Annotated in this window: 15 protein-coding genes; 8 read left to right on the top strand and 7 right to left on the bottom strand. The window is 63.0% G+C overall.

What is annotated here, in order from left to right; genetic code table 11:
* Nucleotides 1–88: 88 nt before the first annotated feature.
* Entirely contained in the window at nt 89–484 is a 396-nt protein-coding gene (locus DS839_RS25880; RefSeq protein WP_119273381.1) for a winged helix-turn-helix transcriptional regulator, read from the top strand.
* 92 nt (nt 485–576) lie between these two features.
* On the opposite strand, the gene DS839_RS25875 is transcribed toward DS839_RS25880, so the two are convergent.
* Nucleotides 577–2304 carry a class I adenylate-forming enzyme family protein gene (locus DS839_RS25875; RefSeq protein WP_368911923.1) on the bottom strand — a complete coding sequence of 576 codons (1728 nt, stop codon included), beginning with the start codon at nt 2302–2304 and terminating at the stop codon, nt 577–579.
* Nucleotides 2305–2411: 107 nt separating this feature from the next.
* Between DS839_RS25875 and DS839_RS25870 the strand changes: the two genes are divergently transcribed.
* Nucleotides 2412–3467 carry a M14 family metallopeptidase gene (locus tag DS839_RS25870; RefSeq protein ID WP_119273379.1) on the top strand — a complete coding sequence of 352 codons (1056 nt, stop codon included), beginning with the start codon at nt 2412–2414 and terminating at the stop codon, nt 3465–3467.
* A 100-nt stretch (nt 3468–3567) separates the two neighbouring features.
* Here DS839_RS25870 and DS839_RS25865 read toward each other — a convergent pair whose 3' ends face one another.
* The 5 genes from DS839_RS25865 to DS839_RS25845 form a co-directional block, all read right to left on the bottom strand.
* Nucleotides 3568–3945: a RidA family protein gene (locus DS839_RS25865; protein WP_119273378.1), complete on the bottom strand. Its 378-nt coding sequence runs from the start codon at nt 3943–3945 to the stop codon at nt 3568–3570.
* Nucleotides 3942–4670: an ABC transporter permease gene (locus DS839_RS25860; protein ID WP_119273377.1), complete on the bottom strand. Its 729-nt coding sequence runs from the start codon at nt 4668–4670 to the stop codon at nt 3942–3944. Before DS839_RS25860 ends, DS839_RS25865 begins: the two co-directional genes overlap by 4 nt.
* Nucleotides 4667–5383 (bottom strand): ABC transporter permease, encoded by a 717-nt coding sequence (locus DS839_RS25855; protein WP_119273376.1) that lies wholly within the window; start codon nt 5381–5383, stop codon nt 4667–4669. Before DS839_RS25855 ends, DS839_RS25860 begins: the two co-directional genes overlap by 4 nt.
* Nucleotides 5384–5403: 20 nt before the next feature.
* Nucleotides 5404–6186: a transporter substrate-binding domain-containing protein gene (locus tag DS839_RS25850; protein ID WP_119273375.1), complete on the bottom strand. Its 783-nt coding sequence runs from the start codon at nt 6184–6186 to the stop codon at nt 5404–5406.
* A 170-nt stretch (nt 6187–6356) separates the two neighbouring features.
* Nucleotides 6357–7268: a LysR family transcriptional regulator gene (locus DS839_RS25845; RefSeq protein WP_119273374.1), complete on the bottom strand. Its 912-nt coding sequence runs from the start codon at nt 7266–7268 to the stop codon at nt 6357–6359.
* Between the two features lie 128 nt (nt 7269–7396).
* Between DS839_RS25845 and DS839_RS25840 the strand changes: the two genes are divergently transcribed.
* The 5 genes from DS839_RS25840 to DS839_RS25820 all read left to right on the top strand — a co-directional run bounded on the left by DS839_RS25840 (nt 7397) and on the right by DS839_RS25820 (nt 12797).
* On the top strand, nt 7397–8554 hold the full coding sequence (locus tag DS839_RS25840) for an aminotransferase class V-fold PLP-dependent enzyme (RefSeq protein WP_162918795.1): 1158 nt from the start codon (nt 7397–7399) through the stop codon (nt 8552–8554).
* A 235-nt stretch (nt 8555–8789) separates the two neighbouring features.
* Nucleotides 8790–10241: a 4-hydroxyphenylacetate 3-hydroxylase family protein gene (locus DS839_RS25835; protein ID WP_119273372.1), complete on the top strand. Its 1452-nt coding sequence runs from the start codon at nt 8790–8792 to the stop codon at nt 10239–10241.
* A gap of 222 nt (nt 10242–10463) precedes the next feature.
* Nucleotides 10464–11651 carry an acetylornithine deacetylase gene (argE, locus tag DS839_RS25830; RefSeq protein WP_119273371.1) on the top strand — a complete coding sequence of 396 codons (1188 nt, stop codon included), beginning with the start codon at nt 10464–10466 and terminating at the stop codon, nt 11649–11651.
* Nucleotides 11652–11685: 34 nt separating this feature from the next.
* Nucleotides 11686–12105 carry a RidA family protein gene (locus DS839_RS25825; protein WP_368911922.1) on the top strand — a complete coding sequence of 140 codons (420 nt, stop codon included), beginning with the start codon at nt 11686–11688 and terminating at the stop codon, nt 12103–12105.
* 14 nt (nt 12106–12119) lie between these two features.
* Nucleotides 12120–12797 carry a DUF1028 domain-containing protein gene (locus tag DS839_RS25820; RefSeq protein ID WP_119273370.1) on the top strand — a complete coding sequence of 226 codons (678 nt, stop codon included), beginning with the start codon at nt 12120–12122 and terminating at the stop codon, nt 12795–12797.
* A 340-nt stretch (nt 12798–13137) separates the two neighbouring features.
* Here the strand turns inward: DS839_RS25820 and DS839_RS25815 are convergent, their stop codons facing one another.
* A complete protein-coding gene (locus DS839_RS25815; protein ID WP_119273369.1) occupies nt 13138–14517 on the bottom strand; it encodes an IS1380 family transposase in 1380 nt (459 codons plus the stop codon).
* 117 nt (nt 14518–14634) lie between these two features.
* Here DS839_RS25815 and DS839_RS25810 point away from each other — a divergent pair, with 117 nt between their 5' ends.
* On the top strand, nt 14635–15591 hold the full coding sequence (locus DS839_RS25810; protein WP_368911921.1) for a LysR substrate-binding domain-containing protein: 957 nt from the start codon (nt 14635–14637) through the stop codon (nt 15589–15591).
* The last annotated feature ends 27 nt before the right edge of the window (nt 15592–15618 follow it).

Raw genomic sequence — 15618 nt, 5'->3', positions numbered from 1 at the left:
CTCGTTGCAATGTCCTCAGAGCGTCCTATCTCTAGGGGCCAGTCCGGCTCTACAGAGTTTTTATTCCCTAAGGCACCAGCAGGTAACCATGGCCAATGTGAAGAGACTGCCGGTTCTCCCGATCGAGCGGGCCTTGAAGGCGATCTCCGGCCGCTGGAAGGCGGTCATCCTCTATCATCTGCTCGGCGGGCCGAAACGTTCCTCGGAATTGAAGCGGCTGCTGCCTCACATCACCCAGAAGGTCCTGGTGCAGCAACTGCGCGAGATGGAAGAGCACGGTCTCGTCCATCGCGAGGTCTTCCGGCAAGTGCCGCCGCGCGTCGATTATTCCGCGACACCCTTGGGCCTCAGCCTCGAGCCGGTGATGCTCGCTTTATGCGCCTGGGGCCAGCGCCATGCGGCGGAACTGAACGAGCTCGACCATATCGCCGACTGCATCGTGCGGCCCGTCAATACGAGAGTTGACGCTGCGCCAATACGATAACGGATTGTGGACTGTCCTCCTGCGCGATTCAGGTACCGCCGGGGGTCGGGGTTTCGTCCCAAAACGACCACAGGAGAACAGCCCGAGGGTTGTCATGCAGAATTCGGGCCATCTCCGGCATTTGTGCTTCCTTGCGCAAGGACCGGAGAGGCGTCAGACGCATCGAAGGACTGGCGCGGCGCCGTTGCCTCGCGCTTCGCTGCCAGCGCCTTCAGGGCTGCGCGATCGATCTTGCCGGCGTTGAGGGGCATCTCCGTCAAGAACTCAACCCTCTCGGGCGCCTTGTAACCAACCCGGGCGCGGGCGAACCCGATAAGCTCCTGCTCTGTGGGTACGGGTGCGCCAGGCTTCAGTGCGACATAGGCATGGACGTTCTCGCCATGCACGAGATCCGGCACGCCGACCACGCCGGCGAGCGCTACAGCTTCATGTTGAAGCAAGGCGTCCTCGACCTCCTGGGGCGAGATATTTGAACCGTCATGGACGATGAGTTGCTTCTTGCGACCGCAAAAGGCGAGATAACCTTCCTCATCGGCCTTCATGATATCACCGGAATCGAACCAGCCGCCCCGCATGACCGCCGCGGTGGCCACCGGATCGCCCAAATAGCCGGTAGCCAGACCACGGGCGCTGATCCATAGGCGGCCTTCCGCGCCGGCCGGCAGCTCCCGGCCAGCCTCGTCGCGGATCGAAAGTTGCACGCCCGGCGCAGCCTGTCCGATCGTGCCCACCTTGATCATGGCCGAGGACGGCGTAGCGGTGACGACGCCGACCTCCGTCATGCCCATGCCCTCGCTGATTAGCATGCCCGTCAAATCGGCGAAGGCGCGGGCCAGCTCAGCCGGAACCTTATCGCTGCCTGACCGGCAATGCCTGAGCGAGCGGAAGTCCTCCCGCCGCGCGCTCGCGTCACGGACCAGCTGGAACAGCATCATCGGCTGTATCCAGAGAATTGTCGGCCGTTGCGCGCGCAGCAACTCCAGCAGGTGCTGACTATCGAAGCTATGGGCAACTATCGTCCGTGCGCCTACGGCCAGCGACCCGAACGAGAAGCCGAAGCCGCCGATATGCGACATCGAGCTGGCAGGCAGCATCACATCGTCGGCCGTGAGTTCAAGGGCGGCGGCGTAAGTAGCGAACATCCAGCCTAAACCTTCACGGGAATGGGTCACGCCTTTGGCAGGCCCGGTGCTGCCCGAAGTAAAAAAGATGAAGGCCGGGTCACTCGCCTTGGGGACCGGCAGCTCCCTCTGCGCGGGCCTCTTGGCGATCAGATCCTGAAGGCTTGGGCGGCACCCTGCTTCGGCTTCGTGGAGAATGAGACCGTGCGGAAGCTCCGCAACTTGGCGGGAGCCCGCAAGATCGCGTTCACGTCCGCCATGCGCAATCAAAACGGAGGCCTGGCTGACAGCCAGCGCACGGTCGATCTCCGGAGCCATGTAGCGATAGTTGAGCGGTACTCCCACCACGCCCGATTTCATGCAGGCGAGGTAGTGAATAATCAAAGCCGCGCAGTTGGGCAGGAGAGAGGCCACTCGGTCGCCGGGCTTGAGCCCAAGATCCAGGAGATTGCCTGCGAGATTGCCGCTTGCCCGGTCCAGCTCTCGCCAACTATAGCGCGCCGCGGTCGACACCAGAGCCAAGCCGTCGGGCGCCCGCGCCACCCCGGCGCGCAGGAGCTGCGCTATGTTAATCGGCGCTTCGAGCGGTCTTCCGGATAGCGGCATATCGGTTCTCCAGACATTGACATGAAGCTCCGTGAGTTTGGCCTGCTTCGACCGGCCAGGTCCAGTGGTCTGAATCACAGACGACTGCTCCATGCGAAACTCCGCCGCTTCTTCTGCGATCGCTGAGGTTCACTTCACAAACTGTCTCTGTTAGGCCGCTCGTGCCGCTTTTAGCAGGAAGACCGTGGAGCAACGGGAAGATGAGCATGTGGCGCAGCCTCTCACCGGGCGAGATCGACCTCGCGGTTCCGGGCAAGCAGTGCGTCCAGGTTCGTCTTGGCCGCGAGGCCGAACTGATGCTGCCCATCGTTATCGTCCATAATGGGTACGGCCCTACCATCCTGGTGGCCGGCGGCACGCATGGCGATGAGTTCGAAGGTCAGATCACAGTCGCCAATTTCTGCCGCGGCATCGAACCTGAGAACGTCCATGGCACGCTCGTTCTGCTCCCCTTGCACAATGTGCTTGCCTGCAAGGCAGGGACGCGTCTCACACCGGGTGACGGCAGCGATCTCAACAGGCTCTATGGCCGGCCGGGCGGTGACGGGCCGGCGCACGCCATCGCCCGCTTTGTCGAGACCGTTCTCCTTGCCGATGTCGACTGGGTGATCGACCTTCATTCAGGCGGCAGCGCCCATGAATTCGTGTTGAGCTCCAACCTCCAGGCACGCCTGAATTCTGCCGAATTCGAAACCATGCGCGATCCGCTGCTCGCTTTCGATGCGCCCTATGCCATCGTCTTCGACGAGGTTTCAGCCGCGGGCGACATGCCGCATACCGGCACGCTCGAGGGCCATGCGCGCGCCCTCGGCAAGAAGGCCATCTCTTCCGAGCTCGGCGGTGCCGGACGTGTCACGCCGGCCTCGCTCGGCGTCGCCGAACATGGTTTGCGCAGCCTGCTTTCCCATATTGGCGTGGTGCCTTGGGCGGGAGCCACGCGGCCCGATCAGAGCCGCTCGCAATTGCTGTTCCTTGGGCGTCCAGAGCACTATGTCCGCAATTCCCTGGCCGGCCGCTTCGCGCCGACCGTCGCCTTGGGCGACAAAGTCCGCAAGGGCATGCATCTTGGCAGCATCGCGCCTCTGGATGATCCCCTGGCGCCGCCCGAGCCGATCATCTCCCCAACGGACGGCATCGCCGTGGCCATCGCCCGTCATGGCCTGCAGCAGGCCGGCGCCGGCGTCATATACCTTGCCGACACGCAGGATCGGGTGGTTCGCCGGAAAGAGCCCGCCACGAAGGACGGTCGATCGTGACGGGCTCCCGCATCCGCTCCTACGGCGACAGGAGGCGGAGTGCTGGTCCCATTGATTGCGCGCAAATTCACCCTACGGCAAGACCCGAAGCGCAACCGGGTCAGGGCCGGCTCACACCGGCAATGACATCGACCTCGAGACGCGCATCGATGGTGAGGCCGGCGACCATGGAAATCCGGGCCGGCGGTGACTTCGGAAAGAACGCGCGGTAGGCATCGTTGAAGGCGTCGAAATCGGAAGCGTCGGTCAGAATGATCGTGACCTTCAGCACATCAGCCAGCGAGGAGCCCGCCTTGGCGAGGACGCGCTCGATATTCCGGAAGGTCTGGCGCGTCTCGGCCGCGATCCCGCTCTTGACGATGGCCCCGTCGTCGCCGAAGCCCACCATGCCGGAAACGAAGACGAGATCGCCGAAACGCACCGCATCCGACAGCGGCAGGCCTTCGACATTGTCGAGGGTGATCGTCTCACGTTTCATGCGGCAAGCTCCTTCAGACGGGGTTCCGGTGTGTTCTCGCGATAAAGCCAGGGCGACAGCCTGCGCTCAAGCAGCCTGATGCCGGTCACGATCAGGAGCGCGAAGCAGAGATAGATGGCGCCCGCGATCAGAAGCGGCGTGAACGGGTCGAAGGTGTTGAAATAGACCTGGTTGGCGGCGCCGATGAGATCGGTGATGGTGATGAAGTTGACGGCGGCCGTGCCCTTAAGGACGAAGACCAGCTCATTGCCGTAGGAGCGCAGCGAAAGCCGCGCCGCGGCCGGCAGCGTGAAGCGGAAAAAGGCTTTCAACGTCGAGAAGCCGAAGGCGCGCGCCGCTTCGATCTCGCCCACGGGCACGTTGCGCAAGGCGACGGCGAAGATTTCGGCAAGGAAGCCCGCCGAATTGAGCGACAGAGCGAGGACGGCGATCGGCATCGGCCGCTCGATCACATGCCAAAATATGCTTTCTCTGATGCCGGGGATCTGCGGCAGGCCATAATAGAGCAGGAACAGCACGGCGAGGATCGGCGCCCCACGGAAGAAGAAGGTGAAACTCTGGGCTGCGCCGCGGGCGAGCGGCGATGCCGAGTTCCGTCCGATCGCCACCGGCAGCGCGATGGCGAAGCCGAAAAGGGCCACGAGAGCCGTGATCTCGATCGTCGTCACCGCCCCTTTCATCAGGATGGGGAGGTATTGAACGAGCGTCGGCCAATCCAGCATCATGTGGCGGGGCCCCGGCGCAAATGAGCGAACAGCCGGCTTTCCGCCTTGGTCTGCAGGATCATCATCAAGGCGGCGATGACGAGATAGATCGACAGCGAGATCATGAAGAACTGGAAATAGAGCTTTGTGTTCTGGCCCGCTTCGCCGGCGACGCGGACCAGATCCTGGAGCCCGATCGCCGAGACGAGCGGCGTGTTCTTGAGCGTCGCCATCAGGAGATTGGCGAGTCCGGCGATCGACAGCCGGAAGGCCACCGGCCATTTGATGCGCCGGAAGGTGAGGAAGCGGCCCATGCCAAAGGCTTGCGCCGCTTCGATCTGCCCCTTCGGGATGACCTGGAAGGCGCCGCGGAACACTTCGCTCGCATAGGCGGCATGGATGAGGGAGAGCGCCAAGGTGCCGGCCCAGAAGGGTGACACCTCGACGAAGCCGTCGATGCCGAAAGGCGCCAACGCGCCCATGATGAGGAAGGACAGGCCGTAATAGAGCAGGAAGATCACCAGCAGCTCGGGCACGCTGCGCATCACCAGATTATAGGCGGCGACGAGCCGCGCCAGGACGGTGAAGCGCGACAGCTCGGCCAAGGCCGAGGCGAGCCCGAGCGCGGTGCCGAGCGCCACGGCCGTGAGTCCAAGCCGGATGGTCAGCCACAAACCGGCGAGGAGCTCATCGCCCCAGCCTTGCGGGCCCGGCAGGAAGAGTGACCAATCCATGTCTCAGAAGCGCATGCTCACTACCAGAGCTGATCGGCGCGGATATTGGCACCGGCAAGCCATTTGGCCTGCAGCTTGTCGAAGGTACCGTCGGCATAGACGTTGCGGATGGCCTCGTCCACTTTCGCCTTCAACGCATCGCCCTTGTTGAACATGGCGCCGACGCCGCGGCCCAGGACTTCGGGATCGTCGATCAGTGGTCCCGCCTGCTCGAAATCCTTGCCTTGCGGCGAATTCATGAACTCGATCGCCGGCTGCTGCTCGCCGAAGGCCAGATCGATGCGGCCATTCACCAGATCGGCATGGATCTGGTCGGCATTCTCATAGCCGACCGGCTCGAGCACGCCTGCATGGTATTTGCGCACATATTGATCCTGGGTAGCGCCGGCATAGACGCCGACGCGCTTGCCCTTGATGTCTTCATCGAAATTCTTGAACGCGCCCTTCTTGCCGTAGAAGACGAACTTGCCGGCATAATAGGGAATGGAGAAATCGGCGACCTTCTCGCGCTCCGGCTTGATCGACATGGACGAGAAGACCATGTTGAACTTGCGTGCGATCAAAGCGGCGATCATGCCGTCGAAATCCTGCTTGACCCATTCGCAGTCGAGCTTGGCGCGCTTGCAGACTTCATTGCCGAGATCGATCTCGAAGCCCGTGAAGCTGCCATCGGCTTCGGTCTTGGAGAAGGGCGGGAAGGACGCTTCGGTCGCGACCGTGACTTTCTCCTGCGCATCGGCGGCGAGCGGCGATGCCACGAGCACGGCGCCCATCAGAAAAAGGAACTTGAACGGCAATCTCATCTGAGGCCTCCCCGACCATTGTCCTTGCTTATACTTGCCCCTGAACGAAACCACATGCGGTGCCGGATTAAATCAGCCATTGCGGAAGTTTGGTTCGACGTCGGTCGAAGCATTGCAATCCCCTCTCCCCCGTCGCGTCTTACCCTCTCCCCGCTAAAGCGGGGCGAGGGTTACTTCTTCTTCTCCGCCGCGGAGGCGCGCAGGTCACTATAAAAGGTTTTCGCCGCGAGGCCGGGCTCGGCGCCTTTGCGCGTTACCATGAAGAAATCGGGCGCATAGCTCAGGATATCCGGCCGCAGCGCCCGCATCTCGCCCGCCGCCACCCAGCGCTGCGCATAGGTGGAGGGCAGGAAGCCGCCGAAGCGGCCGGAGAGGATGAGCACCGCCGAGGCCTCCATGCTGTAGGCGGTCGCATGATGCGGCGCGTCCTTGAAGAAGCGCTGATCGAAATTGGAAATATAGCCGCGCCCGACCAGGCCCGCCGCGGCGATCTCGTCCAGCGACAGTTTCCGCTTCATCTGGGCGAAGAGCGGGTGCTTGCGGCCGCAATAGAAATAATTGGGCTCCGACAAGAGCTTCTCATAGCGCAGGCCCGCCACGCGCTGATGGCGCGGCGTGATCGCCAGATGCAGCCGGCCATCGAGCACGCCACGCTCGAGATCGCGCGGCGTCAGGACCTCGACCGTGATGTGGACGGCATTGTCGCGGCCATAGAAGCGATCGATGGCCGCGCTGAGCGGGAATTCCGGATGGGTGATGATGTTGTCGGGCATGCCGATGATGAGCGGCCCGTTCAATTGCCGCTTGCGGGTGGCGATCTGGCCCTGGAAACGGTCGAGCGAGCCGAAGAGATCGCTCGCCGCCTTGAACACGGCCTCGCCATCCTCGGTCAGGCGGAAGCCGCCGCGCCCGCGCTGGCAGAGCCGCAAGCCGAGCCTGGTCTCGAGATCGTGCATGTGGGTGCTGATGGTGGATTCGGACACGTTGAGAAGCGCCTGCGCCGCGGCGAAGCCGCCGCATTCGACGACGGCCGAGAATACCCTGAGCAGCCTCAGATCCGCATCGCTCACCCGTCCCAGCATGGCTCGTCTCCGCTCCCTCTTGGCGCTTCGTTTTGTTATTGCGCGAGGTTTACCTCGATAGATTTCAATGTTTGATCCGCGGCAAAGTCACATCCTGCGCTCGACCATTCACCTATATGAGATCGTCCATGCCAACAACCGCGATGAACGGATATGACCTCTTCCAGCATCTGGGCTTGAGCCCGGTGATCAATGCCGCAGGGATTTATACCGATCTCGGCGGATCGAGGCTCAGCCCCAGGGCGTGGGCGGCGGCCGAAGCGATCAACGACCATTTCGTGCGCATGACCGATCTGCTCGACAAGAGCGGCGAGCGCATCGCCGACCTCCTCGGCGTCGAGGCGGCCCGCATCACGCCAGGGGCCGCCGCGGCGATCTTCCTCGGCACTGCCGCCTGTCTTGCCGGCACTGACGGCGACAAGTCGCAGCAGCTCCCCGATATCACCGGCATGAAGCGCGATGTCCTGATCCAGGCGGGGCATCGCTATAAATATGACCGGCAGGTCGCCATGACGGGCGCTGCCTTGCGTGAAGTCGGTTCTGAGAACGGCACGCGCCCCGACCAGCTCGACGCGGCGATCGGCGAGAACACCGCCGCCATCCTTCATCCGGCCCATCTCGACGGCAAGCCCGGCACGCTCGCGCTCGAACAGGTGGTCAGGATCGCGCGGGCCCGCGGCGTCCCGGTGATCGTCGATGCCGCCTATATGAACTATCCGACATCGATCATGGGCGATTATGCCAGGCGCGGCGCCGATCTCGTCTGCATCAGCGCCAAATATTTCGGCGGGCCCAATGCCGGCGGCTTCATCATGGGGCGCAAGGATTTGATCCAGGCGGTCAGCAATGTGCATTTCACCCGCTATGAATCGGGCAAATATCTGAAGCTCGGCCGTCCCCTCAAGATGGACCGGCAGACGATCATCGCCGTGCTGGTGGCGCTCGAGGAATGGCTCGCCATGGACCATGCGGCCCGCTTCGCCGGCTATCGTCGCCAGGTCGCGATGCTGGAGCGGCGTCTCTCCGGCCTCACGGACCTGAAGGCCGAGCCCAAATGCTTCACCATGGACGAGCGCTTCATCGATGAGCCGGTCAACTGCCTGCTCCTCACTTTCGACGGCGCGAAGAACGGCAAGTCAGCCGCCCAGGTGGCACGTCGGCTGGAAGAGAGCTCGCCGCCGATCATCGCCATCCTGGAAGGCGACAAGATCGGCATCGTCATGGACGTGCTCAAGGATGACGAGGTGAGCTATATCGGCGACCGTCTGGTGGAAGTGATGTCGTGATCTTTTATCCCCTCTCCCCCAGCGGGGGAGAAGGTTAGGGTGAGGGGGAACCGGCGGAGAGAACAATCAACGTCCTTTCCCCCTCACCCTCCCAATGCTGCGCATTGGGCCCCTTCCTCTCCCCCGTTGGGGGCGAGGGGAAGTTTTTTTGAAGCACGCCACCAGAATTAAATATTTTGACGATCCAGCCGCATCCCGTAGCCTCTTCCCACCTCAAAAAACCGGTGTGAGACAGATGTTACGGACGGGTGAGCAATATCGTGAAGGCCTGCGCGACGGGCGGGAAGTGTGGATCGACGGCGAGCGGGTGAAGGACGTCACCAGGCACCCGGCGCTCAAGCCGATCATCGACATCCGGTCGCGCATGTACGACATGCAGCATGACAACGAGCATGCGGCGACCCTCACCTATCAGGAGAACAGCCACAGCCATTCGATCTTCAACCGCCTGCCCAAGGTGCAGCAGGACTGGCATGACAAATGGAAGGCCGTCGACACGGTCATGGAAGACATCGGCGGCGTCGTCACGCGCGTCGGCGACGAGACCGTGGGCGAGATGTGGTCGCTCTATGACGGGCGCGACGTCCTCAACGAGATCGATCCGCAATTCTCCGAAAACATCAGCCGCCACATCCAGGGCGTGATCGAGACCGACGTCTTCCATGTCTCGGCCAATACCGATCCCAAGGGCGACCGCTCCAAGCCGCCGCAGGACCAGGATCCCGACATGATGGTGCATGTCGTCAAGGAGACCGACAAGGGCATCATCGTGCGCGGCGCCAAATATGAGACGGCGGCGGGCTATGCCGACCAGGCCTTCCTCAAGCCGACCGTCGGCGCCTGGACCAACGAGAAGCTCTCCAACTATGCCGTCGGCGGCATCGTCAAGATGGGCGCCCCCGGCGTCAAGATGATCGCCCGCTCGGGCTTCGCCGGCCGCGGCACGCCGGACGACTATCCGCTCGCCAACAAGTTCGACGAGGTCGACTTCCTGATGGTGCTGGACAATGTCCTCATCCCCTGGGAGGACGTGTTCTTCTACCGCCATACGCGCGCCGCCGCCTATATCCGCGGCACGCTGCACCGCTATTCGGCCTTCCCCTATACGCTGCGCCTCCTCTATGTCGCCGACATGATGATCGGTGCGGCGCTGTGGAACGCCAAGCAGACCGGCCTCGACAAGCTCCAGGCGGTGCGCGAGAAGCTCGCCGATCTCGTCTGCTATCGCGAGGGCATCAACGCGCATCTGACGGCCTCGATCGCGCTCGCCCAGAAGAGCCCGGGCGACCTCCTGATGCCGCACCAGTCCATCCTCTATGCCGGGCGCATCCATGCCTGCGCGAACCTGCCGCAGATGATGCATATCGCGCGCGAACTATGCGGCGGACAGATCTGCGTCACGCCCAATGCGGCGGCTTTCAACAATGGCGATTCGAAGGACTGGCTGCAGAAGTTCTACAGCCTCAATGAGAATTGGCAGGCCGAGGACCGGCGCAAGCTCCTGGCTTTCGCCCGCGACCTGCTCAATTCCGACTATGCCAATCACCGGCTGACTTTCGTGCAGTTCGCGCAGGCTCCGCACTTCAACCATCTCGCCGCCGTCTATGGCGCCTTCGATTTCTCAGGCCCCCTCGACTTCGTGCGCAAATCGGCCAATCTCTCGGACCGCGTGAACGGCTCGCTTTAGCTACGAGTCTTGGATATGCGCAGTCTCTCCTTTGTTTCCCCTTCTCCCGCGCGCAGCGTGGGAGAAGGTGGCCGAAGGCCGGATGAGGGCTCTTTCTCGAAAGAGGGCCCTGATCTCAACGAGTATTCCCTTTGCAGGCAAAGAGCCCTCACCCGCCCTCCGGGCACCCTCTCCCATTGCTTCGCAACGGGAGAGGGGAAAAATGAGGGCGTCTGACATCGCATGGATACTTTGAAGGACACTCTCGACATTCTCGACAGGCTGGTCGGCTTTCCGACCGTCAGTGCGAGGTCCAATCTCGATCTCATCGATTATGTCGAGAAGCGGCTCGCGCAAGAGGGGATCGGGGTGCTCCGCATTCCCGATGTGTCGGGCAAGAAGGCCTCGCTCCTCGCCACGATCGGGCGTCCCGACCAGGCGGGCATCGTGCTCTCGGCCCATACCGATGTCGTGCCGGCCGAGGAACCGTCATGGTCGAGCCCGCCTTTCACTGCCACAACGCGCGGCGATCGTATCCACGGCCGCGGCACCTCGGACATGAAGGGCTTCATCGCCTCGGCGCTGGCCCATGTGGATGCGTTCAAGCGCGCCGCCACGGCGACGCCGGTTCATCTGGCCTTCTCCTATGATGAGGAAGTCGGCTGCCGTGGCGCGCCGGACCTCGTCAAGGCGACCGCCGCTTTGCCCGTGCGCCCAGCTTTGTGCATCGTCGGCGAGCCGACATCGTTGCGCGTCGTCTCGGCGCATAAGGGCAAGGTCGCGCGCCGCATCCGCATCACCGGCCGGACCGGCCATTCCGCCATGACGCATCGTGCCGCCAATGCCGTCTTCGCCGCCGCCCGCATCGTCGCCAGCCTCGACGACATGGCGCGGGAATTGAGCCGTCTCCCCTATGACGGCATCGCCTTCGATCCGCCCTACAGCACGCTTCATGTCGGCTCGCTCCATGGCGGCACCGCCCTCAATCTCGTGCCCGACCAGGCGGTGATCGAATTCGAGATCCGGAGCGTGCCCGGCGCCGATGTCGCAAGTCTGCTCAAGCGCATCGATGTGCTGGTCGACGCGCAGCGCCAGTCCCTCAGGCGCACGGCATCCGAGGCCGATATCGTGATCGAGGACATGTCCGCCTATCCGGGGCTCGCTCCTTCCGCCACCGATGCCGCCGTGAAGGCCGTGGCCGACCTTGCCCAAGTCGAAGCGGGCCAGGAAACCGTCAGCTTCGGCACCGAGGCCGGGCTCTACAGCGAAGCCCGGATCCCGACCGTTGTCTGCGGCCCGGGCGACATGGCCCGCGCGCACAAGGCCGATGAATGGATCGGCATGGACGAACTCTCAGGCGCCAATCGCATGATGCAGCGCCTCGCCCAGAAACTCGACCGGCCCATCGCCGAATGGATGGGTGCGACATGATCAACATCTTGCAACTATCCAATGGGGAACAATCATGATCCATAAGCGTCTCAGACCGTTCAACACCAAGGACACCTATCCCGAGCAGAAGCTCGACAATGACCTGTCGCAAGGCGTCGTCGCGCGCGGCACGATGGTCTTCCTGCGCGGCCAGGTGGCGCAGGACCTCGACACGAGGAAGAGCGTGCATATCGGCGATGCCACGCTGCAGACGCGCAAGACGATGGAAAACATCAAGCTGCTGCTCGAGGAAGCAGGCAGCGAGCTTAGCCACATCTGCCGCATCGTCGTCTATCTGACCGATGTGCGCCACCGCGAGGCGGTCTATCGCGAGATGGGGAGCTGGCTCAAAGGCGTGTTCCCCTGCTCCACCGGCCTCGTCATCACCGCCCTTGCGCGGCCCGAATGGCTGGTCGAGATCGAGGTGACCGCCGTCATTCCCGACAAGAGCTGAAGGGGACGTTCGCCATGACCTTCTCCATCTCTGCCCGCTGCCCGAGGACAGGCATGTTCGGCATCGCGGTCTCGTCTTCGAGCCCCTGTGTCGCGGCGCGCTGCGCCCATGCGCGCTCGGGCGCCGGCGCGGTCGCGACCCAGAACATCACCGACCCCATGCTGGGTCCCAAGGGTCTTGATCTCCTGGCCCAGGGACTTTCGGCCAAGGACGCCCTGGCGAAGCTCCGCGCGGGGGCCTCGCATATCGACTACCGCCAGCTCGCTCTGGTCGACCGCCAGGGCGGCACAGCGTCCTTTTCCGGTGCCAAGACCTTGGGAACCCATCGCACGGCCGAGGCGCCGAATGTCGTCACCGCCGGCAACCTCTTGAAAAACATCGATATTCCGCAGCGGATGATCGATGCCTTCATGGCTGACGAAAAGGCTCCCCTGGGCGATCGGCTGATCGCGGCCATGCAGGGAGCGCTTGCCGCCGGCGGTGAGGAAGGCCCCGTCCATTCGGCCGGCATGCTGCTGGTGCGCGATGTCGCCTGGCCGGTCGCCGATCTCAGGGTCGACTGGCACGAGACCGATCCCATCGGTGAGCTTCAGCGCCTATGGCAGTTGTGGCAGCCGCAAATGGACGCCTATGTCACACGCGCGCTCAATCCCTCGTCAGCGCCGAGCTATGGCGTGCCCGGCGATCGTTAGAGCAAATCCCGCCAAAGTTGCAGACTTTGGCGATAAGGATTTGCTCCAACATATAGATTCGGCGCGATTCCTTATCGGCGAAGTGGGAACCACTTCGCCGGGAAGCGCGCTGGGATTGAACCCTCCGTCAGACCTGACCTAAACTCCTCTTGTGAGGAGTCGGCTAGCCCGGATTTCTCACACTGCTGTTTGAATCGGCGGCGAGTGGTGGGTTGGTTGGGTTGGAGATTTTCGGGTTGTGAGCATTTGAGCGATTTTCGCCGATTTCGGGCGAGCTCGATCGCCTCGCCGCTGCGGGCGATGGCGGATGGGATTATGTGGTCCAAGGGCTTCTGGTTCGTCAGGGCGCCCGTTGGGCGAGCATCGCATGTGCGGCGGCGAACTCGCGCTGATAGGGGCAGCCCGACGCCATGGCGATCTTGATGCGCCGCACGCTGATCCGGACGAGCGCGCCGATCTTGAGAAGCTTGAGGCGAATGGTGCCGCATGCCGCCTTGGCGAACTGGGTGTGTCTGAGCGCGATGCGGCGCAAGGCGCAGAGCAGCACATAGGCCATCGACGCAAACCACAGGCGCAGCTGGTTGGCCTGCATGGTCGCCGTCGAGGTGCGATCGGCAAACAGATCGCCCTGGCATTCCTTGATGCGGTTCTCCATGTCGCCGCGGGCGCAATAGATGTTCTCGTAAAGATACCGTGCAGCGCACACGCTCCTGGCGAGCGAGGTCACCACAAAGCACGGATTGGCTTCTCCTCCAGTGTGCTCGGCCTTGGCCACCACCCGGCGCCTGGCGCTCCAGCTATCGCGTGTCGTCCACGTGAAGTCCTTGAACCGGCGCTGAGGCTTGCCGCTCTTGCGGCTGTGCGCGGCTGCCTCCTCGAGCTCGGCTGCAATCGCACCGACCAGCCGCTCGTTCCGGGCCAGGCCGAACAGAAAATCGACCTTATTGGCCTCGCACCACGCCATCAGCTCCTCGCGGGCAAAGCCTGAATCGGCCCGCAGCAGAATGCGGGTCCGCGGCCAGCGGACGCGGATTTGCGCGACAATGCGCGCTACCTCCGCGACCGCGCCGGCCGAGGCATCGATATTCGACCGCCTGAGCTTGGCCGCCAGCAGATGCTGACCGCAGAACACATAAAGGGGCAGATAGCAGTAGCAGTCATAGTAGCCATGGAAGAAACGGCCTTCCTGATGGCCATGCAGCGGATCGTCGGTGGCGTCGAGATCGAGAATGATCTGTTTGGGCGCCCGCACATGCGCTTCCAGGAACACATCGACCAGAAGCTGCTCGATCGCCGCACCGTCATGGCTGATCTTGTGATAGCGCGTCGCAACGGACCGGCTCAGCTCCAGACGGTTGAGCGTGCTCTTGCCCGCCACCGGCGCGCAATCCCGGCGCTTGGCTGCAAGCTTGCCCAAAAGGATCGCCAGAACCGGATCGTGGCGCAACTCGTCGTGATCGTTGAGATCCTCATAGCCCAACGCTATCCCGAATACCCGCTGCCCGACCAGCGTCGCCACCTCATGCTCGATCAGCTCCGGGCAGCGCCGATCGCGAAAGCAACCCGCAAAACGACCGATCAGTCTGATCACCCGATCCGTCATCCCAAGCAGCAACCCGCCAGCATCGGAGCTGATCGTCCCACCGTCAAATGCCGCGACAACCTCGCGGCTTTCAACATGTGCAAATCCAAACAAATCCGCTATACACTCTGTCTGCATCGGGGCGCTCCTCGAATCCTTCGAAGTTATTGCAGCACAACAACTTTCGCTGATTCGGCGCTCCGATGCGCCTACTTAGTTTGAGAAATCCGGGCTAGTCAGCAGAGAGGGAAGAGTGTGAGCAAAGGGGATCCCAGCCGTTCGCCTTTGCGTTTCACTTTACGGCAGCTCCTCTATTTCGTAGCGGCGGGCGAGACCAAGAGCGTCAAGCTCGCGGCCGAGAGGCTGAACATCTCGCAGCCTTCGATCTCGACGGCGATCGCGCAGATCGAGGAGGAGTTTGACCTGCAGCTTTTCGTGCGCCACCATGCGCAAGGCCTGTCGCTCACGCCCGCCGGCGAGCGCTTCCTGCAGGCGGCGAAGACGCTGCTCGACCAGACCGAGGAATTGCACAATGTCGCCGACGAGGTCGCGGGCTCGATCAGCGGGCCTTTGAATATCGGCTCCTTCCGCACCTATGCCCCGCTCATCATATCGGAAGTGTGCAAGGGCTTCCTCGACCAGTATCCGCGCGTAAAACTCCATGTCTCGGAGGGCGACGAGGCGCAGCTCATCACGCGGCTGCGCAAGGCCGAGATCAGCATCGCCATTACCTATTCGCAGCATATTCCCGACGACATCGCCTTCGAGCCCCTGGCCGAGCTTCCGACCTATGCGCTGCTGCCGGCCGATCACCCGTTGGCGGCGAAGGGGCCCGTCGCGCTCAGCGCCCTCGCCGAGCTTCCCTTCATCCTGCTCGATCTGCCGCTTAGCCGCGAATATTTCCTGTCGATCTTCATGCGCGAGAACCTGACCCCCAACATCCTGACGCGCTCGGAATATCCGGAAGCGATCCGGTCCTATGTGGCGAGCGGCTTCGGCTATTCGCTGCTCACCGCCCGGCCGCTCAACAAGGCGGCCCTCAATGGCAAGCCGCTGGCCTATGTGAGGCTCGCCGGCGACTATCCGCCCATGGTGCTCGGCATGGCGACGCTCAAAGGCCTGCGCAAGACCAGCGTCATGCAGGCCTTCGAGATCCATTGCCGGGGCGTGATCTCGACCGATAAGATGCCGGGCATGGCACCCCTCGGCTGAGTGCTCTACCTTTCCCGCCCCACCCCG

The sequence above is a fragment of the Taklimakanibacter deserti genome, assembly GCA_003574785.1.
The sequence above is the reverse complement of the archived record's forward strand: the minus strand, read 5'-3'. Positions and strand labels throughout refer to the sequence as shown.